The following is a 22442-nucleotide window of genomic DNA, read 5'->3' on the forward strand; positions in this document are numbered from 1 at the left end:
CCGCGTCAGTCCCGCTCCACCAGCGTCAGCAGGGTCGCCTCCGGCGGGCAGGCGAAGCGGACCGGGGTGTAGCGGTTGGTGCCGCAGCCGGCCGAGACGTGCAGGTAGGACGTGCGGCCCTCGGCGGTGTGGGTGGAGAGGCCCTTCACGCGGTCGGTGTCCAGGTCGCAGTTGGTGACCAGGGCGCCGTAGAAGGGGACGCAGAGCTGGCCGCCGTGGGTGTGGCCGGCCAGGACCAGGGGGTAGTCGTCGGCCGTGAAGGCGTCCAGGACGCGCAGGTACGGGGCGTGCACCACGCCCATGGAGAAGTCCGCCGAGGTGGACGGGCCGCCCGCCACCCGCGCGTAACGGTCCCGCTTGATGTGCGGGTCGTCCAGGCCCGTCAGCTCCACCGAGAGGCCTTCGAGCTTGAGCGTGCCGCGGGTGTTCGTCAGGTTGACCCAGCCGGCCGCGTCGAAGCCGTCGCGCAGGTCCTCCCACGGGTTGTGGATCGCCCCCACGGCGGGCGCGTTGCCGTTCAGACCGTGCCGGCCGTGGGCCTTCTCCAGCAGGTAGCGGGCGGGGTTGCGCAGCTTGGGGCCGTAGTAGTCGTTGGACCCGAAGACGTAGGCGCCGGGGAACTCCATCAGCGGGCCGAGGGCGTCGAGGACCTCCGGCACGCCTTCCGGGTCGGACAGGTTGTCGCCGGTGTTGATCACGAAGTCGGGGCGCAGCCCGGCCAGCGAACGCAGCCAGCGCTGCTTCTTGCGCTGGCCGCCGACCATGTGGATGTCGGAGACCTGGAGGACACGCAGGGGGCGCATTCCGGAGGGCAGGACCGGGACCGTCACCCGCCTCAGGCGGAAGGAGCGGGCTTCGAACCCCGCCGAGTAGAGAAGACCGGCGGCCGCGACCGCCGTGATGCCCAGGGGAACTCCGTATCGCGCGCGCATGTGTCCATCGTCTCAGGCCGGTGCCGTGCGGCGGAAATCGCCGGTGGTCGGGTACGGCGCCAACGGGCGGGCCCCGTCCGGAGATCCACGTTCCCCCGGGCTCCGTAAATCGGCGCGCGGGTGCCTTGCCGTACCTGCGACAATCAGACTCATGACCACGCTCAAGTCGAAGCTGCACGATGACCTCAACGCCGCGATCAAGAAGCGTGACGAGCTCCGCTCCTCGACGCTCCGGCTGACGCTCGCCGCGATCACCAAGGAGGAGGTCGCGGGCAAGGAGAAGCGTGAGCTCTCCGACGACGAGGTCCTCAAGGTGATCACCAAGGAGGCCAAGAAGCGCCGGGAGGCGGCCGAGGCCTTCGCGCAGGGTGGTCGTGCCGAGTCGGCCGAGCGGGAGAAGGCGGAGGGCGAGGTGCTCGCCGCGTACCTGCCCAAGCAGCTGTCCGACGAGGAGCTGGACCGGATCGTCGCCCAGGCCGTGGAGGAGGCGAAGGCCGCCGGTGCGGAGGGGCCGCGGGCCATGGGCGCGGTCATGAAGATCGTGAACCCCAAGGTCGCGGGCCAGGCCGAGGGCGGCCGTGTCGCCGCCGCGGTCAAGAAGCTCCTGGCCGGCTGACCCGGCGGGTCCTCGGGAGGGACCCGGGTACGGACCTGGCAGGTTCTCGGGACGGACCGGATACACGTATGCGTACGACGAAGGGGCGCCGGCGATGGCCGGCGCCCCTTCCCTGTGGGCGGGGCGCGGAACCGCGCCCCGCCGTCTGCCCGTCAGCCGCGTCCCCCGTTGCCGTTGCCGCGCGGTCCGCCGTTCTGGCCCTGGAAGAGGCCGTCCGGGAGGGAGAAGGTCGGGTTCGGGTGGGGACCCTGGCCGTTGTTGCCGCCGTTGTCACCGCCGTTCCCGTGCCCGTTTCCGTGGTCCCTGCCCTTGTGCTTGTCCTGGTCCTTCTTGGGGTCCGGGATGTCCACGAGGTTGAAGGTCGGGGCGTCCTTGCCGGCCAGCGCACCCGACATCATGTCGCGCCAGATCGGGCCGGGGACCTGGCCACCGAAGACCTTCGCATAGGGGACGCCGCCGATGGTGATGTCGACCATCTTCCGCTTGTGCGCCGGGTCGCCGACCCAGACCGCGCCGGCCATGTTCGGCGTGTAGCCGACGAACCAGGCCGCGAAGCGGAAGTCCGTCGTACCGGTCTTGCCCGCGCTCGCACGGTCACCGAGGCCGGCCTGCGTGCCCGTACCGTCCTCGACCACGCCCTTCAGCAGCGTGTTGATCGTGTCGGCGGTGGTCTCCGACATCGCGCGCGAGCAGGTCGACTTCGGGACAGTCAGGGACTTCTTCTGGTTGCCGGTGGTCCGAGTGATCGACTCGATGGCGATCGGGGTGCAGTACGTGCCGCGGGAGGCGAACGTGGCGTACGCGCTCGCCATGGTCAGCGGCGACACCTCCTGGGTGCCGAGCGCGATCGACGGGTTCTGCTCGATCGGCCCGCCGTCCGCGCGCCGCACGCCCATCTTGCCGGCCATGGTCGTCACCGGGCAGATGCCGATGTCGCTGATCAGCTGCACGTAGTAGGTGTTGACCGACTTGGCGGTCGCCTCCTTCATGCCGTACGGGCCGGCCTCCGACTCGTTCTCGTTGGTGAGGTCGTAGCCCTTCGTGTTCACCCAGTTCTTGCCGTCGCAGGCGGCGACCGGGCTCGGGTACGCCATCTTGTAGGGCGACGAGTACTCCTGGGTCGCGGGCTTGCCGCCCTCGACGGCGGCCGCGGCCACGATCGGCTTGAACGTCGAACCGGGCTGGTAGCCCGCGCCACCGCCCATGGCCTTGTCCACCGAGAGGTTGATCTGGGTCTCGTTCTTGCCGAAGCCGTACGGACGGGACTGGCCCATGGCGAGGATCTTGCCGGTGCCGGGCTCGACGATGGTCGCGGCGGTGGCCACGGCGTCGCTCGCGTTGACGTGGTCGTGGACGGACTTCTCCAAGGAGTCCTGCGCCTGGGGGTCGAGCGTCGTGCGGATCGTCAGACCGCCGCGGTTCCAGATCTTCGCCCGGTCCGTCCGGGTCTTACCGAACACCGGCTCGTTCAGGAACACTTCGCGGACGTAGTCGCAGAAGAAGCCCGCGCCCCTGACCGCCGTGATGCAGCCGTTGCGCGGCTGGGTGACCTTCAGGCCCAGCGGCTGCTTCTTGGCCTTGTCGGCCTCCTCCTGCGAGATGTCGCCGACACTGGCCATGCGTTGCAGGACGGTGTTGCGCCGCTTGATGGCCTCGGCCTCGTCGTTGACCGGGTCGTAGCGGCTCGGGGACTGGACGATGCCGGCGAGGAGCGCCGCCTCGGGCAGGGTCAGGTCCTTGGCGTGCTTGGAGAAGTAGCGATCGGACGCGGCCTCGACGCCGTAGGCCTGCTGGCCGAAGAACGTGATGTTCAGGTAGTTCTCGAGGATCTTGTTCTTGCCCAGGTCCTGCTCGAGCTGGATCGCGAACTTCAGTTCCTTGATCTTGCGCCCGATGGTCTGCTGGGTGGCCTGCGCGACCTTCGTCGGGTCGTCGCCGGCCTCCTCGATGAACACGTTCTTGACGTACTGCTGGGTGAGCGTGGAGGCGCCCTCGGAGACCCCGCCGCTCTGCGCGTTCTTGTTGAGCGCGCGCAGCACGCCCTTCAGGTCGATCGCGCCGTGCTCGTAGAAGCGCGAGTCCTCGATCGCGACGAGCGCCTTCTGCATGTACGGCGAGATGTCCTTCAGCGGGACCACCGTGCGGTCGCGGGAGTAGACCTGGGCGATGGGCTCGCCCTTGTTGTCCAGGATCGTGGTCCGCTGGCTGAGCGGCGGACGCTTGAGGTTGGCCGGGATGTCGTCGAACCCCGTGGCCGATCCCTTGGCGGCCAGGCCCAGTGCGCCGGCCGCGGGCAGTGCGATGCCTGCCATCACAGCTCCCGCGAGCACACTGACACCGAGGAACTTGGCGGCCTGCTGCGTTGGCGACAGACCACCGCCCGAGCGCTTCTTTGGCATGGGGGCAGCCTAATCCGTAGTGATGAACGTTCCGACGGAGTGGGCCTTCTCGGAATGTTCGAATACAGGATCGTGACATCCCGGGCGGCCCGGTGGGTGCGCCGGTGCCGCGAACCGTTGGTGAGGCGGCGGGCCGGCCGGTGCCCGCGGCGAGCGACGTGAGGTGTCTACGTTCTCATTCGCCGGACACGCGTATAGGCCTTGGCCTAAGCTGCTCTCGACTGTCACAGCGGTGCGGACACGTATCCGTACGTCCGGCGGCTCCAGAACGTTCCGGCTCCGTTCGGCTTTTCTGCCCGGGTGGTCCGGATGGTGAGGGGCGCGCGGTCGGGGCGTGTGGGATGCGTGCCTGAATTCCCCCTGTATGTCACTCGGTGTCCGTTGTGGCACACGGTAACTGCCCTGCTTTGCCGGGAATGTCGCGCATGTCGCCAGCTCACTCCCCCGGGTGATCTGCCGCTTCCCCATAGTCCGTTCGGACCATTCAAGATTGGGCCCGCTGGGGGTGTTGCGCTGTGCCCACCTTCCGTAACGTCCTCAACTGGCGGCGGTGAATATGCCGCTGCCGCCGTGGGGGAGCCTCGATTTCGGGAGAGGACGGCGCCGGTATGGGCTGGGTAACCGACTGGAGTGCGCAGGCGGCCTGTCGCACTACCGATCCGGATGAACTGTTCGTTCAGGGAGCAGCGCAGAACAGGGCCAAGGCGGTGTGCACCGGATGCCCGGTCCGCACCGAATGCCTTGCCGACGCGCTCGACAACCGCGTCGAGTTCGGCGTCTGGGGGGGAATGACGGAGCGTGAGCGCCGCGCACTGCTGCGCCGGCGCCCGACCGTGACCTCCTGGCGCCGGCTGCTGGAGACCGCGCGCATGGAGTACGAGCAGGGCGCGGGCCTGGTGGCCCTCGCCGACGACCAGGTGTACGAGGACTACGCGGCGGTGGGCTGAGAAACGGGCTGGGGCGTCGTCCTTCCTGGGCGGTCCGCCTTCCTGCTTCCTGGGCCGCGGGCGCGCGTCAGGCGCCCGGCTCGGGCAACTCGCGGCGGTGTTCCGCGAGCCGGTTTCCGATGTCCCGGAGCCCGACGAGGTCGTGCACGTCCCCGGGCAGCGCGGCCACTTCGGCCACCGCCACCTCGGGATGCAGGGCGGTGAAGCGGTCACGCGTGCGCTGCTCACGGGAGAGCAGCTGCATGCGTTCGGCATGCAGCCTCAGCAGGCCCGCGGTGACCTGGTCGACGGACGGCTCCGGCTCGAAGTCGTCGTCGGCGGGCGTCTCGGGGTCCGCGGAAGGCGCACCGGGATCGGGATGAGCGACGGGAGAGTCGGAACTGCCGTACGTTTCGGGGGAGTTACGAAGTCCAGCTTTCCCGTCCTGCTGATCCACAATGCGGGACTCGTCAAGATTTTCCGCGGCGGCGAGCGCCCGCTCGGCCGACAGCTCACCGGCACCGCTGCCGTGCACCCGGTTGAGCACCAGACCGGCCAGCGGCATCCTCTCCGAGGCCAGTCGCTGCACGAAGTACGCGGCCTCGCGCAGCGCGTCCCGCTCCGGGGCCGCGACCACCAGGAAGGCGGTTCCCGGCGCCTGGAGCAGCTTGTAGGTCGCGTCCGCGCGGGTACGGAAGCCGCCGAAGGTCGTGTCCATCGCGGCCACGAACGTCTGGACGTCCTTGAGCAGTTGGCCGCCGAGCAGCTTGCCGAGCGTGCCGGTCATCATCGACATCCCGACGTTCAGGAACTTCATCCCCGCGCGCCCGCCCAGCTTCGCCGGGGCCGTCAGCAGCCGGATCAGCCGCCCGTCGAGGAAGGAGCCGAGCCGCTTGGGCGCGTCCAGGAAGTCCAGGGCGGAGCGGGAGGGTGGGGTGTCGACGACGATGAGGTCCCACTCGTCCCGGGCTCGCAGCTGGCCCAGCTTCTCCATCGCCATGTACTCCTGCGTGCCCGCGAAGCCGGCGGAGAGCGACTGGTAGAAGGGGTTCGCCAGGATCGCGGCCGCCCGCTCGGGGTCCGCGTGCGCCTCGACGACCTCGTCGAAGGTGCGCTTCATGTCCAGCATCATGGCGTGCAGCTCGCCCTCGCCCTCGGTGCCCTTCACCCGGCGCGGGACGTTGTCCAGGGAGTCGATGCCCATGGACTGGGCGAGCCGGCGGGCCGGGTCGATGGTCAGGACGACCACCTTGCGGCCGCGCTCGGCGGCGCGCAGGCCGAGGGCCGCCGCGGTGGTGGTCTTGCCGACCCCGCCCGAGCCGCAGCACACCACGATCCGCGTCGTCGGGTCGTCGAGCAGCGGATCGACCTCGAGCACGCGCGCGGGTGCCAGATGACGGGCGCCGTCGTACGCCTGGGCGGAGGTTCGCGCGGTCTCCCTCGCGGGTGCCGGGTCCGGGCTCATGACATCCCCTGCTTCCGCAGCTCGGTCGCCAGTTCGTACAGGCCCGCCAGGTCCATGCCCTCGGCGAGCAGCGGCAGTTCGTGCGGGGGCAGACCCAGCTCGCTCAGCACCGACCGCTGTTCCTCCTCCAGCGTGTAGCGCTCGGCGTATTCCTCGGCCTGCTCCAGCAGCGGACCCACCAGCCGCTCGGCGTTCTGGCCGCGGCCTGCCCCGCCGAGCCCGGCGGAGGACAGCGACCGGGCGAGCGCGGTGCGCGAGGCGGTCCGTACGAGTTCCAGGTCGCCCGCGTCCAGCACCCGCGGGCGCACCATGTTCACGATGATGCGCCCCACCGGCAGCCGGGCGGCGCGCAGTTCTGCGATGCCGTCGACGGTCTCCTGGACCGGCATCTCCTCCAGCAGCGTCACCAGGTGCACGGCCGTCTCGGGCGACTTGAGCACCCGCATCACCGCCTGGGCCTGGTTGTGTATCGGGCCGATCTTCGCCAGGCCCGCGACCTCGTCGTTGACGTTGAGGAATCGGGTGATGCGGCCGGTGGGCGGCGCGTCCATGACGACGTAGTCGTAGACGAACCGGCCGCTGCGCTCCTTGCGCCGCACCGCCTCGCACGCCTTGCCGGTCAGCAGGACGTCCCTGAGGCCGGGCGCGACGGTGGTGGCGAAGTCGATGGCGCCGAGCTTCTTCAGGGCCCGGCCGGCACCGCCCAGCTTGTAGAACATCTGGAGGTAGTCCAGCAGGGCCAGTTCGGGGTCTATGGCCAGCGCGTACACCTCCCCGCCCCCGGGAGCGACCGCGATCTTCCGTTCCTCGTAGGGCAGCGCTTCCGTCTCGAAGAGCTGTGCGATGCCCTGCCGGCCCTCGACCTCGACGAGGAGCGTCCGCTTCCCCTCCGTGGCCAGGGCCAGCGCGAGGGCGGCGGCGACCGTCGTCTTTCCGGTCCCGCCCTTGCCGCTGACGACCTGGAGCCTGCTCACGTATTCGAGACTAACCAGTCCGCGCTCGGGTCACGCGGGAGGCTGTGGACAACCGGCGTCGTGGTCGGCCGCACGACCCTGTGGACGCAGGGATACAGTCGCCCACATGACCAAGTGGGAATACGCAACCGTGCCGCTGCTCGTCCATGCCACGAAGCAGATTCTGGACACCTGGGGCGAGGACGGCTGGGAGCTCGTCCAGGTCGTGCCCGGGCCGAACCCCGAGCAGCTGGTGGCCTACCTGAAGCGGGAGAAGCAGGCATGAGCGCGGTCGAGGCGAGGCTGGCGGAGCTGGGCCTGAGGCTGCCGGAGGTCGTGCCGCCGCTGGCCGCCTACCAGCCCGCCGTGCGGTCCGGTGTGTACGTCTACACCGCCGGCCAGCTGCCGATGGTGGACGGCAAGCTCCCGGTCTCCGGCAAGGTGGGCCTGGAGGTCACCGCGGAGGAGGCCAAGGAGCTGGCGCGCACCTGTGCGCTGAACGCCCTGGCGGCCGTCAAGTCCGTCGCGGGCGACCTGGACCGCGTCGCGCGCGTGGTGAAGGTCGTGGGCTTCGTCGCCTCGGCGTCGGACTTCACCGGCCAGCCCGGGGTCGTCAACGGCGCCAGCGAGCTGCTGGCCGAGGTCCTCGGGGACAAGGGCGTGCACGCGCGCAGCGCGGTCGGTGTGGCGGTGCTGCCGCTGGACGCGCCCGTGGAGGTGGAGATCCAGGTCGAGCTGGAGCCGTAGTCCGAGCCCGGAGCCGGGCCTGACCTCGGCCACCTCTCGAACATTCGCTCACCAGGGGATAGCCTCCGCCCATGGCGAATGGGCAGTGGTTTCCCCCGGACTGGCCGGACCGTATCCGCGCACTCGCGGACGGCTCCCTCACACCGGTCACGCCGAAGCGCGCGGCCACCGTCATGCTCCTGAAGGAGACCGGTTCCGGTCCCGCGGTGCACATGCTGCGCAGACGCGCCTCCATGGCCTTCGCCGGAGGCGCGTACGCGTACCCGGGCGGTGGCGTCGACCCCCGTGACGACGACCACCACGTCCGCTGGGCGGGGCCCTCGCGCGCGTGGTGGGCCGACCGGCTCGGCGTCGACGAGCAGGCGGCCCAGGCGATCGTCTGCGCGGCCGTGCGCGAGACCTACGAGGAGGCCGGCGTCCTGCTCGCCGGCCCCGACGCGGACTGTGTCGTCGGCGACACCACGGGCGGCGACTGGGAGGCCGACCGCGCCGCCCTGGTCGCCCGTGAGCTGTCGTTCGCGCAGTTCCTGGACCGCCGGGGCCTGGTCCTGCGCTCGGACCTGCTGGGCGCCTGGACCCGCTGGATCACCCCCGAGTTCGAGCCCCGCCGCTACGACACCTGGTTCTTCGTGGCCGCCCTGCCCGAGGGCCAGCGCACCCGCAACGCCTCCACGGAGGCCGACCGCACGGTGTGGACCACCCCCGCCAAGGCGGCGGCCGCGTACGACCGGGGCGAGCTGCTGATGATGCCGCCCACCATCGCCACCCTGCGCCAGCTGACGTCCTGCGGCAGCCCCGCCGAGGCGCTCGCGGCCGCACCGTCCCGCGACCTGACCCCTGTGCTCGCGCGGGCCCGCCTGGTGGACGGCGAGGTGGTCCTGACCTGGCCGGGGCACGACGAGTTCACCCAGCACATCCCGAGCGGCACGGCACGCCCGTGAGCCGCCGCCCCGGCCCGGCCGACGTCCAGGAAGGCCTCCTCGCATGACGGACGCAGCAGCGCTCCCCGGGCAGCCCCGGGGCGGCGTACTGGCCGGCCCCGCCACCGTGCGGGCCGTCAACGTCCTCGCGCCCAACGCGTCCCCCATGACCCTGGACGGCACCAACACCTGGATCGTCTCGGAGCCCGACTCCGACCTGGCCGTCGTGGTCGACCCGGGGCCGCTGGACGAGGGTCACCTGGCCCGTGTGGTCGCCACCGCCGAGGAGGCGGGCAAGCGGATCGCGCTGACCCTGCTGACGCACGGCCACGCCGACCACGCCGAGGGCGCCGCCCGCTTCGCCGAGCTGACCCGCACGCGCGTGCGTGCGCTCGATCCGGCCCTGCGGCTGGGCGACGAGGGCCTGGGCGCGGGAGACCTGATCACGGTGGGCGGGCTGGAGCTGGCAGTCGTGCCGACCCCGGGTCACACCGCCGACTCCCTGTGCTTCCACCTGCCGGCCGACCGCGCCGTGCTCACCGGCGACACGATCCTGGGCCGCGGCACCACCGTCGTCGCGCACCCCGACGGCCGTCTGGGTGACTACCTGGACTCGCTGCGACGGATCAGGTCCCTCACGGTCGACGATGGCGTCCACACGGTCCTGCCGGGCCACGGCCCCGTCCTGGAGGACGCCCAGGGCGCCGTCGAGTTCTACCTCGCCCACCGGGCCCACCGGCTCGCCCAGGTCGAGACGGCCGTCGAGTCAGGCCACCGGACCCCGTCCCAGGTCGTCGCCCACGTGTACGCGGACGTGGACCGCTCCCTGTGGCCCGCGGCCGAGCTCTCGGTACGTGCCCAGATGGAGTACCTCCGGGAGCACGGGCTCATCTGACGGCCGACGACGGAGGTGCCGCCCGACGGTCGCCGAGGGCCCTGTGCGGACCCCGTGCGAACGGCCGACGACGAAGGCCCCGTCCCGGCCGGGACGGGGCCCACAGATGTCGCGGACGGGTCAGCGCGAGCGCTTGGCGAGGCGCTCCACGTCCAGCAGGATCACCGCGCGGGCCTCCAGCCGGAGCCAGCCGCGCTGGGCGAAGTCGGCCAGGGCCTTGTTCACGGTCTCGCGGGACGCGCCGACCAGCTGGGCCAGCTCCTCCTGGGTGAGGTCGTGCACCACGTGGATGCCCTCCTCGGACTGCACGCCGAAGCGGCGGGAGAGGTCCAGCAGGGCACGGGCGACACGGCCCGGAACGTCGGAGAAGACCAGGTCCGACATCTGGTCGTTGGTCTTGCGCAGGCGCCGGGCGACGGCGCGCAGCAGGGCGCCGGCCACCTCGGGCCGCGCGTTCAGCCAGGGCTGGAGGTCGCCGTGGGCGAGGGCGAGCATCTTGACCTCGGTCAGCGCGGTCGCGGTCGCGGTGCGCGGGCCCGGGTCGAACAGCGACAGTTCGCCGATGAGCTCACCGGGGCCGACGACGGCCAGCATGTTCTCGCGGCCGTCCGGGGACGTGCGGTGCAGCTTGACCTTGCCCTCGGTGACCACGTAGAGACGGTCGCCCGGGTCGCCCTCGTGGAACAACGAGTCGCCTCGTGCGAGTGTCACCTCCGTCATGGAGGCGCGAAGCTCCGCGGCCTGCTCGTCGTCGAGCGCCGCGAAGAGCGGATTGCGCCGCAGAACGTCGTCCACGAGTTCTCTCCTTGTCGACCTGCTCAGAGGATCTTGCTCCCCTGCGTGCCAGGGGTCCGTGTTCCCCATTTTGCCGGACGGTCCAAACAGTGTGATCTGTCACAAGGATGCCGCACAGGTGTGCCCGCATACGCGGCAGGGGGCCAATCGGGGGCCGATCCCCGGGGCCCGGAGCGGATGTCGGTGTTGGGCTTTAGGCTGGCCGGGTGTCCAAATCGCCGGTGAGAGCGCAGGCCGAGGGGGCTGGGCGGGTGGTCGCAGGTCAGGATTCCGCTGTGGGCGAACAAGGGCCCGATGATGGAACGAACATGGCAAAACCGGCGAAAAGGGCACCCGTGAAGAAGGCGGAAGCCGCGCAGAAGGCGGCACCTGCGAAGAAGGCGGCCGCGAAGAAGACGGCACCCGTGAAGAAGGTGGCCCGCGCCAAGAAGGCGGCCTCGGCCGGGAGCGCGCCCCCCGTCGGAAAGGCCGTGGCTCCCCGGAAGGTGGCGGTCGCGCCGAAGAAGGCCACCGCCGCCGTCAGGAAGGTCGCGCCGGCGAAGACGCTCGCCCCGAGGGCGCCGAAGAACGAGTCGCGCACGGCCCTGGTCCGCCGAGCCCGCCGTATCGACCGCGAGCTCGCCGAGGTGTATCCCTACGCCCACCCCGAGCTGGACTTCGAGAACCCCTTCCAGCTGCTCGTCGCCACGGTCCTTTCGGCCCAGACCACGGACCTGCGGGTCAACCAGACCACGCCCGCGCTGTTCGCCCGGTACCCCACCCCCGAGGACCTCGCCGCCGCGAACCCCGAGGAGGTCGAGGAGATCCTGCGGCCCACCGGCTTCTTCCGGGCCAAGACCAAGTCGGTGATAGGCCTGTCCAAGGCGCTGGCGGAGGAGTTCGGTGGCGAGGTCCCGGGGCGGCTGGAGGATCTCGTCAAGCTCCCCGGCGTCGGCCGCAAGACCGCCTTCGTGGTCCTCGGCAACGCCTTCGGCCGGCCCGGCCTGACCGTGGACACGCACTTCCAGCGGCTGGTGCGGCGCTGGCAGTGGACCGAGGAGACCGACCCCGAGAAGATCGAGGCCGCCGTGGCCGCGCTCTTCCCCCAGAGCGACTGGACGATGCTCTCGCACCACGTGATCTTCCACGGCCGCCGCATCTGCCACGCCCGCAAGCCCGCGTGCGGCGCCTGCCCGATCGCCCCGCTCTGCCCGGCCTACGGCGAGGGCGAGACGGACCCGGAGAAGGCGAAGAAGCTGCTGAAGTACGAGAAGGGCGGCTTCCCGGGCCAGCGCCTCAAGCCGCCGCAGTCCTACCTGGACGCGGGCGGCAGGCCCGCACCCCCGCTGGGGGCCGGATGACGCCGGCGGAACGATCCCGGTGCCGTCGGGCGTTGGACACGGCAGGACGGCGAGGGGAACGGCAGGGCGCCGAGGGGAACGGGGGGCGGCGATGACGCGGGCGAGTGAGGTGAGCGGGGCGCAGGGCGGCTCGGCGGCACTCAGCACGGAAGGGCTGCCCGGCTGGCTCGAGCCGGTCGCGCGCGTGGCCGAGACGGTCCGGCCGGTCCAGCTGAGCCGCTTCCTGCCGCCCAAGAACGGCGCGGGGCGCCAGTCCGCCGTCCTGATCCTCTTCGGTGAGGCCGACCGCGGACCCGAGCTGCTGCTCATGGAGCGGGCGAGCTCGCTGCGCTCGCACGCCGGCCAGCCGTCGTTCCCCGGCGGGGCGCTCGACCCCGAGGACGGCGATCCGCAGGGGGACGGCCCGCTGCGGGCCGCGCTGCGCGAGGCCGAGGAGGAGACCGGGCTCGAACCGGGCGGCGTCCAGCTGTTCGGCGCGCTGCCCCGGCTGTACATCCCGGTCAGCGGCTTCGTCGTCACGCCCGTGCTCGGCTGGTGGCGCGAGCCCAGCCCGGTCGGCGTCGTCGACCCGGCGGAGACCGCACGCGTGTTCACCGTGCCCGTGGCGGATCTCACGAACCCCGACAACCGGGCCACGACCGTCCATCCCAGCGGTCACCGAGGCCCGGCATTCCTGGTCGAATCGGCCCTCGTGTGGGGCTTCACCGCCGGGATCATCGACCGCCTGCTCCACTACGCGGGCTGGGAGCGTCCCTGGGACAGGGACAAGCAGGTCCCGCTCGACTGGCGATCATGACAGGGTGGGCACCGCGGCGGTGCAGCCGGGGGCGGAACCCCAGTCCGACGCAGGCCGGCCCGGGGTGATCGGAACATGATGAGGCGAGGCTCGACGCGGTGAACGTGCTGGACATCCTGCTGCTGATCGCCGCCGCGTGGTTCGCGGTCGTGGGCTACCGCCAGGGATTCGTCGTAGGCGTCCTGTCGGTGATCGGCTTCCTGGGCGGCGGGCTCCTCGCCGTGTACACGCTCCCGGTCATCTGGGACGCGGTGACGGACAACACACCGGTCAGCACCACCGCGGCGGTCGTCGCGGTCGTCGTGGTGATCGTCTGCGCCTCGATCGGCCAGGCGCTGACCACCCACCTCGGCAGCAAACTGCGCGTGTACATCACCTGGTCCCCGGCCCGCGCCCTGGACGCGACCGGCGGCGCCCTCGTCAACGTCGCCGCCATGCTGCTGGTCGCCTGGCTGATCGGCTCGGCCCTCGGTGGCACGACGATACCGACGCTGGGCAAGGAGGTGCGCAACTCACGGGTGCTGCTCGGGGTCTCCGAGGTGCTGCCCGCGCAGGCCGACACCTGGTTCGCGGACTTCACCTCCGTCCTCGCGCAGAACGGCTTCCCCCAGGTCTTCAGCCCGTTCGCCAACGAGCCCATCACCGACGTCCAGCCCCCGGACCCGGCGCTGGCGAACAGCGCCGTCGCCCTGCGCGCCAAGCAGTCCGTCGTCAAGGTCGTGGGCACGGCGCGCAGTTGCGGCAAGGTGCTGGAAGGCAGCGGCTTCGTCTTCGGGGACCGCCGGGTCATGACCAACGCGCACGTCGTGGGCGGCGTCGACGAACCCACCGTCCAGATAGGCGGCGAGGGACGCAAGTACGACGCCAAGGTCGTCCTGTACGACTGGCACCGCGACATCGCCGTGCTCGACGTGCCGGACCTGAAGGCGCCGGCCCTGAAGTTCACCGGCACGGAGGCGCGCAGCGGCGTCGGCGCGATCGTCGTCGGCTTCCCGGAGAACGGGGCGTACGACGTCCGTGCCGCGCGGGTGCGCGGGCAGATCACGGCCAGCGGCCCGGACATCTACCACCGCGGCACCGTGCGCCGTGACGTCTACTCGCTGTACGCGACCGTGCGCCAGGGCAACTCCGGCGGCCCGCTGCTCACGACCGACGGCAGGGTGTACGGGGTGGTGTTCGCCAAGTCCCTCGACGACGCCGACACCGGCTACGCGCTCACGTTCGACGAGATCCGGCAGGACATCGCGCAGGGTCGTACCGCGAACCAGCAGGTGGGCAGCGACGACTGCGCGCTCTAGGCCCTGTCGTCAAACTCCTGTCTGCCTCGCGACGCCATGCACGCTCCCCCAAGCTCTTCGAGCAGGGGGGACCCCAGAGCACGCACCTGACGCCGCGAGGCCCGCCCTCCGGGCGGACGACGGGAGTTTGACGACAGGCCCTAGGCCGTGCCGGACGGCGCCGGGTCAGCTGCGGCTGTGACGCAGGCGTACCGAGACCCAGCGCGCTCGGCGGCGCAGGATGCGGGGAATGCCCACCCGTGGGTCCGTGTCCGTCAGCTGCGGAGTGCCGCGCTGGTGGGAGTTGGGACCGCTCGCCGAACGGCGGGTGCGTGCTACGTCGTTGTAGTCGTGCGTCCAGCCCATACCGGGACGTCTGCCCCCGCCGCATGGTCGATAACCGCCCGCGCACTCTCCAATTGGCCTATGCGCCGGGCAAGTGGCAGTTCGCAGGACAGCTGTTCACGTTCGGATACCGGGCGCGTCGTCCGAGTCACCGATCCGGGTCACCGATCCGGTTCGGGGTCCTTCAGCCAGTTGACCAGCTCCGCCGAGAAGGCCATCGGGTCCTCCTCGTGCGGGAAGTGGCCCAGACCGTCGAAGAGGCGCCAGCGGTACGGGGCTTCGACGTACTCGCCCGAGCCGGCCGCGCTGCGGGTGCGCTGGACGGGGTCGAGGGAGCCGTGCAGGTGCAGCGTCGGCACGCGCACGGGCCGCTTCATCCGGCGGTAGAACTGGATGCCGTCGGGCCGGGCCAGGGAGCGCACCAGCCAGCGGTAGGGCTCGACGGAGCAGTGTGCCGTCGAGGGGATGCACATGGCGCGGCGGTACGTCTCCACCGCCTCGTCGTCCGGCAGCCGCGGCCCCGACCAGTCCCGTACGAGCCGGGCCACCAGGGCACCGTTGTCGGCGGTGAGCTGCCGCTCGGGGATCCAGGGCCGCTGGAACCCCCAGATGTACGAGCTCGCGGCCGTCTGCCGGACGTCCCCGAGCATCGCCGAACGCCAGCGCCTGGGGTGGGGCATCGACGCGACCGCGAGCCGCCGTACCAGCTTGGGGCGCATCGCGGCCGCCGTCCACGCCAGGTAGCCGCCGAGGTCGTGGCCGACCAGCGCGGCGTCCGGCTCGCCGAGCGAGCGGACCACGCCGGTGATGTCGAGGGCGAGGTTGGCCGGGTCGTAGCCGCGGGGGGTACGGTCGCTGCCGCCCACGCCGCGCAGGTCCATCGCGACGGCCCGGAAGCCGGCGTCGGCGAGGGCGACGAGCTGGTGCCGCCAGGTCCACCAGAACTGCGGGAAGCCGTGCAGCAGCAGGACCAGCGGTCCGTCGCCGAGCTCGGCGATGTGGAAGCGGGCGCCGTTGGCCGCGACGTCCCGGTGTGTCACCTTCCTGCCGCCGGGCAGGTCGATCCGGACGACCGGCGTCGATTGGGCCGAAGGGGTGGGCTCCGTCATGAGGTCGAGCGTGCCACAGCCTCGATGGCCGCGGGGGAGCGGTCCTCCAGGGCGGCCGGCTCCGGGCGCGGGTGCGGCTTGGCGTTCTGGAGCACCCCGGCCGTCTCCTTCATGGACGCGGCGACCTTCTGCGGGCCCTGGCTCTTCTTCGTCTTCTTCATGAGGAGGAGGCCGATCAGCGCCAGTACGCCGGCGATCAGGAAATTGGCCGCGAAGGACAGCAGGAAGCAGAGGGCGAGGTTCCACTTGCTCCAGGTGTGAATGCCGTACGCCAGCGCGAAGTTGAGCATCGGCAGCGAGAACAGCAGCAACGCACCGGCCAGGCTGAACACCCCGCCGCTGGTCGCGCCGCGCCTGACGTCCTTCTTCAGCTGGGCCTTGGCCAGCGCGATCTCGTCGTGCACCAGCGCCGACATCTCGGTGGTCGCCGAGGCGAACAGCTGGCCGATGCTGCGTTCGGCGCCGACCGGGCTGCCGTCGGGTGCGCTCATCGCGGTCTTCCTCTCCTGCCTGACTTCGGACTGCGTTCCGTCGGCCTCTGCCCGGCCGGTGTCACTGCCTGACTTCTGCCTGACTGGAACGCTCCTGTCATTTGTACCGTCCCGTCAGATCATGCCGGACCGCCGTCCTCCTCGCCTGCCCTGCCCGGCACTTCGGTAAGCCCCCCGGAGCGTTCGGCGGTCTTCGCCTCGGCGAGTCGGCGGTGCTCGGCGGCCTTCCGCTCGAGCATCTCGGCCATGCGCAGGTGGTAGGCGGGGTCGTCCTGCTCGTAGACGTCCGGGATGCCGTCGAGGTCCTCGTCCCGCTCCTCGGACTCGCACAGGTTCCGGTACCGGGCATTGCGGATCTTCAGCAGGACGGTCGCCAGAATCGTCGCGATGAGGGAGCCGGCGAGCACGGAGGCCTTGACCTCGTTGGTGAGCGCCGTGTCGCCGGCGAAGGCCAGTTCGTCGATGAGCAGGGAGACGGTGAAGCCGATCCCGGCGAGCGTGGCCACCGCGAACACGTCGGCCCAGGCGAGGTCCTCGCTGAGGGAGGCCTTCGTGAAGCGGGCGGTGAGCCAGGTCCCGCCGAAGATGCCGACCGTCTTGCCCACGACCAGTCCGAGTACGACGCCGAGCGTCTCGGGCCTGGTGAACACGTTCGCCAGCGCCCCGCCCGAGACGGCGACGCCCGCGCTGAACAGGGCGAACAGCGGCACCGCCAGGCCCGCCGAAAGAGGCCGTACGAGGTGTTCGACGCGCTCGCCGGGGGAGGCCTTTTCGCCCTCGTGGGGGGCGCAGCGCAGCATCAGGCCCATCGCGACGCCCGCGATGGTGGCGTGCACGCCGCTGTTGTACATCAGCGCCCAGATGACCAGGCCGAGGGGCACGTACACGTACCAGCCGCGCACGCCCGTGCGCAGCAGCACCCAGAAGACGACGAGGCCCGCCGCCGCCCCGCCGAGCGCGGCGAAGTTCAGATGGCCGGTGAAGAAGACGGCGATGATCAGGATCGCGAACAGGTCGTCGACGACGGCGAGCGTCAGCAGGAAGGCGCGCAGGGCGCTGGGCAGCGAGGTGCCGATGACCGCCAGCACGGCGAGCGCGAAGGCGATGTCCGTCGCGGTCGGCACCGCCCAGCCGCCGAGCGAGCCGCCGTGGACGAGATTGGTCAGGGTGTAGACGGCCGCCGGCACCGCCATGCCGCACAATGCGGCGATCACCGGCAGCATCGCGGCTCTGGGGTCTTTCAGGTCCCCGGCGACGAGTTCGCGCTTGAGCTCGATCCCGGCGACGAAGAAGAAGACGGCGAGCAGGCCGTCGGCGGCCCAGTGCTCCACGGAGAGGTTCAGGCCGAGGGAGGCGGGGCCGAGGTGGAAGTGTCCGAGGCTCTCGTAGCTGCCGCGCAGGGCGGGGATGTTCGCCCAGAACAGGGCAGCGACCGCGGCGAGGAGCAGCAGCATGCCGCCGACGGTCTCGGTGCGCAGCGCGTCCGCCACGAAGTTCCGCTCGGGCAGGGACAGGCGTCCGAGGAACTTACGAGCAGGGGAGTCGGTGCGGGGCGCGGCCACGGGAACCTCCGGTCGGTGGGCAGGACGGAACACATGCCGACCAGACTTCCCGGCGCACCTGAGGGTCTCCTGTTGTGTTGTCCCGCCTACCTTACCCAAGGCGGGTCGTACGGTCCGGCGTCTTCGGGGGCGCCTTCCCGGGGTGCGGAAGGGGCACCCGGCGTGTGTCCGCCGAGTGCCCCTTGACGCGTTGCTGTCCCCGCCCGCCCGGGGGCGTTGGCCGCTCAGTCCTCGCTGGGCGACGCGGGGAGCTTGGCCTGGATGAGGTGCATGACGGTGGAGTCGGTCAGCGTCGTGACGTCTCCGAGCTGCCGGTTCTCCGCCACGTCACGCAGCAGGCGCCGCATGATCTTCCCGGAGCGGGTCTTCGGCAGCTCCGCCACCGGCAGGATCCGCTTGGGCTTGGCGATCGGGCCGAGCGTCGAGCCGACATGGTCGCGCAACTCGCCGGCCAGGGCCTCGGTCTCCGTGACCGTGCCGCGCAGGATCACGAAGGCGACGATCGCCTGTCCGGTGGTCTCGTCCGCGGCGCCGACCACGGCCGCCTCGGCGACCGACGGGTGGGAGACGAGGGCCGACTCGACCTCGGTGGTGGAGATGTTGTGCCCGGACACGAGCATCACGTCGTCCACGCGGCCGAGCAGCCAGATGTCGCCGTCGTCGTCCTTCTTGGCACCGTCGCCGGCGAAGTAGCGGCCCTCGAACCGCGACCAGTAGGTGTCGATGAACCGCTGGTCGTCGCCCCAGATGGTGCGCAGCATCGACGGCCACGGCTCGGTGAGCACCAGGTAGCCGCCGCCGCCGTTGGACACCTCGTTCGCCTCGTCGTCCACCACGGTCGCCGAGATGCCGGGCAGCGGCCGCTGGGCCGAGCCGGGCTTGGCGTCGGCCACACCCGGCAGCGGGGAGATCATCATGGCGCCGGTCTCCGTCTGCCACCAGGTGTCGACGACCGGGGTGCGGTCGCCGCCGATGTTCTTGCGGTACCAGATCCACGCCTCGGGGTTGATCGGCTCGCCGACCGAGCCGAGGACGCGCAGGGAGGACAGGTCGAACTTCGCGGGGATGTCGTCGCCCCACTTCATGAACGTACGGATCGCGGTCGGTGCCGTGTAGAGGATCGTCACGCCGTGCTTCTGCACGATCTCCCAGAAGCGGCCCTGGTGCGGGGTGTCCGGCGTGCCCTCGTACATCACCTGCGTGGCGCCGTTGGCCAGCGGTCCGTACACGATGTACGAGTGGCCGGTGACCCAGCCGACGTCGGCCGTGCACCAGAACACGTCGGTCTCCGGCTTGAGGTCGAAGACCGCCCAGTGCGTGTACGACGCCTGCGTGAGGTAGCCGCCGGAGGTGTGCAGGATGCCCTTCGGCTTCCCCGTCGTGCCCGAGGTGTAGAGGATGAACAGCGGGTGCTCCGCCTCGAACGCCTCCGGGGTGTGCTCGGCGGACTGCCGGTCGACGAGTTCGTGCCACCACAGGTCCCGGCCCTCGGCCCAGGCGACCTCCTGGCCGGTGCGGCGGACCACGAGTACGTGGTCGACGTTGTCCACGCGCTCGACCGCCTCGTCGACGGCCGGCTTGAGCGCGGACGGCTTGCCGCGCCGGTAACCGCCGTCGGCGGTGATCACGACCCTGGCGTCGGCGTCCTGGATGCGGGTGGCGAGCGCGTCCGCGGAGAAGCCGCCGAAGACCACCGAGTGCGTGGCGCCGATCCTGGCGCAGGCCAGCATCGCGACCGCGGTCTCCGGGATCATCGGCATGTAGATCGCGACCCGGTCGCCCGTCCGGACACCGAGTTCGAGCAGTGCGTTCGCAGCCCTGGAGACCTCGTCCTTGAGCTCGGCGTAGGTGATGGCGCGGTGGTCGCCCGGCTCACCCTCGAAGTGGATCGCGACGCGGTCGCCGTGTCCGGCCTCCACATGCCGGTCGACGCAGTTGTACGCGACGTTGAGCGTGCCGTCCTTGAACCACTTGGCGAACGGCGGGTTCGACCAGTCGAGCGTCTCCGTCGGCTCCTGGGCCCAGGTCAGCCGGCGGGCCTGCTCCGCCCAGAAGCCGAGCCTGTCGGCCTTGGCCTGCTCGTACGCGTCCTCCGTGACGTTGGCGTTCGCGGCCAGGTCGGCGGGCGGCGCGAAACGTCGTTCCTCCTTCAGGAGGTTGGAGAGTGAAGAACGCTCGTTGTCTGCCATCGTCGCACACCGTCCCAGTGGTTTAGACCATTCAATGCGCCCGATTCTCCGAGGGGCCCAGGGTGTCGGTCAACCCCTCCCATCCTGACACCCGCTCATCCACGGGTCACGCACGGCTATCCCGGGAGGTTCATTCCCGGAACGCTTCCCTACTCAGAGTGTTCGCCATGTCGCGCACTGTGGGAAAAGGTGCCGTCACCTCCCACGGTGCGCGGGTCGCCGAGTCGTGAACGGGGCAGTGCGTCACCTCGTTGAGTGAAGTGGGCCTTCTGTCGGCTTGTCATGCTAATTCCTTCTCCTGTCCGTGCGATCTTGACGGCGCTGTCGGCCGTCCGGCACATCGCCGGCACACGCCGTCCCGGCGTGGGACGAGAGAAGGAAGAAGGTGGGCGGAACATGGCCGCCAACCGGAGGATCGCCGTGGGAGTCGCCGTGGCCGCGGTCTGCGCCTCGTCGCTCGGCGGTTGCGCGAGCGGCCCCGAGGTGCCGAGGCAGGGCGCGCCCGGCGCGCAGAAGGGTCCGCAGCTGCCCGGGAGTCTCGTCCGCCTGATCGGCGACGGGTCCACCGCGTACACCGGGGCGCAGCCGCACCTGCCCAGGCCGGAACGGCTCAAGGCCGGTGAGAAACCACCTCAGTTCGTCGTGTTCTCCTGGGACGGGGCGGGGGAGGACGGCCAGAGGCTGTTCTCCCACTTCCGCGAGGTCGCCAAGGCCAACAACGCGACCATGACCTTCTTCCTCAGCGGTGTGCACCTGCTCCCGCGGGAGAAGCGGGACCTGTACCGCCCGCCGCGGCACGCCGCGGGCAGCTCCGACGTCGGCTTCAACGACGCCCGGGGCATCGCCGACACGGTCGAGCAGGTGCGTCTGGCGTGGCTGGAGGGCCATGAGATCGGCACCCACCTCAACGGTCACTTCTGCGGTCCCGACGGCGGGGCCGGGAAGTGGTCGGTCGAGGAGTGGAAGAGCGAGATCGCCCAGGCCAAGCAGTTCGTGAAGACCTGGAGGACCAACGCCGGCCTGAACAACGCCGCTTCGCTGCCCTTCGACTACGACAAGGAACTCATCGGCGGCCGCACCCCGTGCCTGGAGGGTCGGAACAACTTCGTCAAGGCGGGCAGCGAGCTGGGCTTCCGCTACGACAGCAGCGGTGTCAACAACCAGGTGTGGCCCACGAAGAGGGACGGCCTGTGGGACCTGTCGATGCAGCTGGTGCCCTTCCCTGGGCACACCTCCGAGCAGCTGACCGCGGACTACCGCTTCATGGGCGACCAGTCCGGCACGCGGACCCAGGGGGACCCCGCCCGGTTCGACTCCTGGGGCGACCAGATGCGCGACGGACTGCTCAAGGGCTTCCACCGGGCCTACGACGGCAACCGCGCCCCGCTGGTGATCGGCAACCACTTCGAGTCCTGGAACGGCGGCACCTACATGCGCGCCGTCGAGGACGTCGTGAAGGAGGTGTGCGGCAAGCCCGAAGTGCGCTGTGTCTCCTTCCGCCAGCTGGCCGACTGGCTGGACGCCCAGAGCCCGGGGACCCTCGCCGAGCTGCGGACACTTCGGGTCGGTGAGGCCCCGAAGCAGGGCTGGGCGTCCTTCCTGCCGGCTCGCCCGGCCCCGGCTCCCAAGGGCGCGCCCGGAGCGCCCGGGGCGTAGCGGGACTCCGGGCGTGGCGGGACTCCGGGCGTGGCGGGACCTATGCCGGAGCGGTGACGCCCTCGCCGAGGACGAAGCCGGGGTCGATCTGGGCCGCGAGGTCGGCGCCGGTCCGTTCGTTACCCCACGAGGCGGCGTTCTTCAGGTGGAAGTGCGCCATCTGACGGGTGTAGCTGTCCCAGTCGCGCAGCTCGTACGTGGCGTCGGCGGCCACCTGGAGCAGGCGCAGGGCGCGGCGGTTGACGTCCTCCAGGAACTCGAACCGGGGCGGCCGGCCCTTCTCCATGGCGCGCACCCAGTCGGAGTGTCCGACGGTCACCAGCAGGTCGTCCCCGACCTCGGTGCGCAGGAAGTCGAAGTCGTCCTGGCCCTGCACCTTGTTGCCGACGACGCGCAGGGCGACTCCGTAGTCGCGGGCGTACTCCTTGTACTGGCGGTAGACGGAGACCCCCTTCCGGGTCGGTTCGGCGACGAGGAACGTGATGTCGAAGCGGGTGAACATGCCGGAGGCGAAGGAGTCCGAGCCCGCCGTCATGTCGACCACGGCGTACTCGTCGCGGCCGTCCACCAGGTGGTTCAGGAACAGCTCCACCGCCCCGGTCTTGGAGTGGTAGCAGGCGACCCCCAGGTCGGCGTCCGTGAAGGGGCCGGTGACCATCAAACGTGCGGCGCCGCCGTCGAGTTCCACCGGATGCGCGCAGGCGTCGTAGAGCGGGTTGTGCTCGCGCAGGCGCAGCAGGCGCGATCCCTCGCCCGGCGGGGTCGTCTTGATCATTGTCTCGGCGGAGGTGATGCGCGGGTTGGTGCCGCGCAGGTAGTCCTTGATCAGCGGCAGCCGGTCGCCCATCGCCGGCAGCTCGGCGGCCTGCGCCTCCTCCAGGCCGAGCGCGGCCCCCAGATGCTGGTTGATGTCGGCGTCGATCGCGACGACGGGCGCGCCGGTGGCCGCGAGATGGCGGATGAACAGGGAGGACAGAGTGGTCTTGCCGCTGCCGCCCTTCCCGACGAAAGCAATTTTCATGTTCACAA

General features: G+C 70.8%; 21 protein-coding genes. 10 read left to right on the forward strand and 11 right to left on the reverse strand.

The annotated features are described in order from the left end of the window. Positions 1 to 5: 5 nt before the first annotated feature. Complete coding sequence (locus tag ACTYVM_RS16200) at positions 6 to 932, reverse strand: metallophosphoesterase (protein ID WP_445526545.1); 927 nt, start codon at positions 930 to 932, stop codon at positions 6 to 8. A 151-nt stretch (positions 933 to 1083) separates the two neighbouring features. On the opposite strand from ACTYVM_RS16200, the gene ACTYVM_RS16205 reads away from it, so the two are divergent. Continuing rightward, positions 1084 to 1548: a GatB/YqeY domain-containing protein gene (locus ACTYVM_RS16205; RefSeq protein WP_445526546.1), complete on the forward strand. Its 465-nt coding sequence runs from the start codon at positions 1084 to 1086 to the stop codon at positions 1546 to 1548. A 152-nt stretch (positions 1549 to 1700) separates the two neighbouring features. On the opposite strand, the gene ACTYVM_RS16210 is transcribed toward ACTYVM_RS16205, so the two are convergent. Further along, entirely contained in the window at positions 1701 to 3947 is a 2247-nt protein-coding gene (locus ACTYVM_RS16210; protein WP_445526547.1) for a transglycosylase domain-containing protein, read from the reverse strand. Between the two features lie 608 nt (positions 3948 to 4555). Here ACTYVM_RS16210 and ACTYVM_RS16215 point away from each other — a divergent pair. Beyond that, complete coding sequence (locus tag ACTYVM_RS16215; protein WP_445526548.1) at positions 4556 to 4894, forward strand: WhiB family transcriptional regulator; 339 nt, start codon at positions 4556 to 4558, stop codon at positions 4892 to 4894. Between the two features lie 67 nt (positions 4895 to 4961). On the opposite strand, the gene bagB is transcribed toward ACTYVM_RS16215, so the two are convergent. Together bagB and bagA are read right to left on the reverse strand one after the other, a co-directional pair. Next, positions 4962 to 6338: an ATPase BagB gene (gene bagB, locus ACTYVM_RS16220; RefSeq protein ID WP_445526549.1), complete on the reverse strand. Its 1377-nt coding sequence runs from the start codon at positions 6336 to 6338 to the stop codon at positions 4962 to 4964. Further along, on the reverse strand, positions 6335 to 7312 hold the full coding sequence (gene bagA, locus ACTYVM_RS16225; RefSeq protein ID WP_445526550.1) for an ATPase BagA: 978 nt from the start codon (positions 7310 to 7312) through the stop codon (positions 6335 to 6337). The genes bagB and bagA overlap by 4 nt, the downstream gene beginning before the upstream one ends. A 106-nt stretch (positions 7313 to 7418) precedes the next feature. Here bagA and sp36 point away from each other — a divergent pair, with 106 nt between their 5' ends. From sp36 to ACTYVM_RS16245, 4 genes are all read left to right on the forward strand, one after another. Continuing rightward, positions 7419 to 7577 carry a Sp36 family protein gene (sp36, locus tag ACTYVM_RS16230; RefSeq protein WP_009189813.1) on the forward strand — a complete coding sequence of 53 codons (159 nt, stop codon included), beginning with the start codon at positions 7419 to 7421 and terminating at the stop codon, positions 7575 to 7577. After that, complete coding sequence (locus ACTYVM_RS16235; protein ID WP_400030073.1) at positions 7574 to 8038, forward strand: RidA family protein; 465 nt, start codon at positions 7574 to 7576, stop codon at positions 8036 to 8038. The genes sp36 and ACTYVM_RS16235 overlap by 4 nt, the downstream gene beginning before the upstream one ends. A gap of 71 nt (positions 8039 to 8109) precedes the next feature. Then, positions 8110 to 8979 (forward strand): NUDIX hydrolase, encoded by an 870-nt coding sequence (locus ACTYVM_RS16240; RefSeq protein ID WP_445526551.1) that lies wholly within the window; start codon positions 8110 to 8112, stop codon positions 8977 to 8979. Positions 8980 to 9022: 43 nt separating this feature from the next. Continuing rightward, complete coding sequence (locus tag ACTYVM_RS16245) at positions 9023 to 9853, forward strand: MBL fold metallo-hydrolase (protein ID WP_445526552.1); 831 nt, start codon at positions 9023 to 9025, stop codon at positions 9851 to 9853. A gap of 120 nt (positions 9854 to 9973) precedes the next feature. On the opposite strand, the gene ACTYVM_RS16250 is transcribed toward ACTYVM_RS16245, so the two are convergent. Next, positions 9974 to 10648: a Crp/Fnr family transcriptional regulator gene (locus tag ACTYVM_RS16250; protein ID WP_125498000.1), complete on the reverse strand. Its 675-nt coding sequence runs from the start codon at positions 10646 to 10648 to the stop codon at positions 9974 to 9976. A 308-nt stretch (positions 10649 to 10956) separates the two neighbouring features. Between ACTYVM_RS16250 and nth the strand changes: the two genes are divergently transcribed. From nth to ACTYVM_RS16265, 3 genes are all read left to right on the forward strand, one after another. Further along, positions 10957 to 11988, forward strand: a complete 1032-nt coding sequence (nth, locus tag ACTYVM_RS16255) for an endonuclease III (RefSeq protein ID WP_445526553.1) — start codon at positions 10957 to 10959, stop codon at positions 11986 to 11988. A gap of 91 nt (positions 11989 to 12079) precedes the next feature. Then, positions 12080 to 12784 carry an NUDIX hydrolase gene (locus tag ACTYVM_RS16260; protein WP_445526554.1) on the forward strand — a complete coding sequence of 235 codons (705 nt, stop codon included), beginning with the start codon at positions 12080 to 12082 and terminating at the stop codon, positions 12782 to 12784. A 98-nt stretch (positions 12785 to 12882) separates the two neighbouring features. After that, on the forward strand, positions 12883 to 14082 hold the full coding sequence (locus ACTYVM_RS16265) for a MarP family serine protease (protein ID WP_445526555.1): 1200 nt from the start codon (positions 12883 to 12885) through the stop codon (positions 14080 to 14082). Between the two features lie 165 nt (positions 14083 to 14247). Here the strand turns inward: ACTYVM_RS16265 and ACTYVM_RS16270 are convergent, their stop codons facing one another. The 5 genes from ACTYVM_RS16270 to acs all read right to left on the reverse strand — a co-directional run bounded on the left by ACTYVM_RS16270 (position 14248) and on the right by acs (position 19757). Then, entirely contained in the window at positions 14248 to 14427 is a 180-nt protein-coding gene (locus ACTYVM_RS16270) for a hypothetical protein (protein ID WP_400030061.1), read from the reverse strand. Between the two features lie 140 nt (positions 14428 to 14567). After that, entirely contained in the window at positions 14568 to 15515 is a 948-nt protein-coding gene (locus tag ACTYVM_RS16275; protein ID WP_445526556.1) for an alpha/beta fold hydrolase, read from the reverse strand. Further along, positions 15512 to 16006, reverse strand: coding sequence for a phage holin family protein (locus ACTYVM_RS16280; protein WP_400030057.1), 495 nt, complete (start codon positions 16004 to 16006; stop codon positions 15512 to 15514). Before ACTYVM_RS16280 ends, ACTYVM_RS16275 begins: the two co-directional genes overlap by 4 nt. Before the next feature lie 119 nt (positions 16007 to 16125). Then, positions 16126 to 17568, reverse strand: a complete 1443-nt coding sequence (gene nhaA, locus ACTYVM_RS16285; RefSeq protein ID WP_400030055.1) for a Na+/H+ antiporter NhaA — start codon at positions 17566 to 17568, stop codon at positions 16126 to 16128. 224 nt (positions 17569 to 17792) lie between these two features. Further along, complete coding sequence (gene acs, locus ACTYVM_RS16290; protein WP_445526557.1) at positions 17793 to 19757, reverse strand: acetate--CoA ligase; 1965 nt, start codon at positions 19755 to 19757, stop codon at positions 17793 to 17795. Positions 19758 to 20153: 396 nt separating this feature from the next. Here acs and ACTYVM_RS16295 point away from each other — a divergent pair, with 396 nt between their 5' ends. Next, positions 20154 to 21413 carry a polysaccharide deacetylase family protein gene (locus ACTYVM_RS16295; protein WP_445526558.1) on the forward strand — a complete coding sequence of 420 codons (1260 nt, stop codon included), beginning with the start codon at positions 20154 to 20156 and terminating at the stop codon, positions 21411 to 21413. A gap of 40 nt (positions 21414 to 21453) precedes the next feature. Here ACTYVM_RS16295 and ACTYVM_RS16300 read toward each other — a convergent pair whose 3' ends face one another. Then, the gene (locus ACTYVM_RS16300) at positions 21454 to 22434 is read right to left on the reverse strand and encodes an ATP-binding protein (RefSeq protein ID WP_445526559.1); all 981 of its coding nucleotides are present in this window, start codon (positions 22432 to 22434) and stop codon (positions 21454 to 21456) included. Positions 22435 to 22442: the final 8 nt, after the last annotated feature.

It is taken from the genome of Streptomyces cyslabdanicus (genome assembly GCF_052663305.1).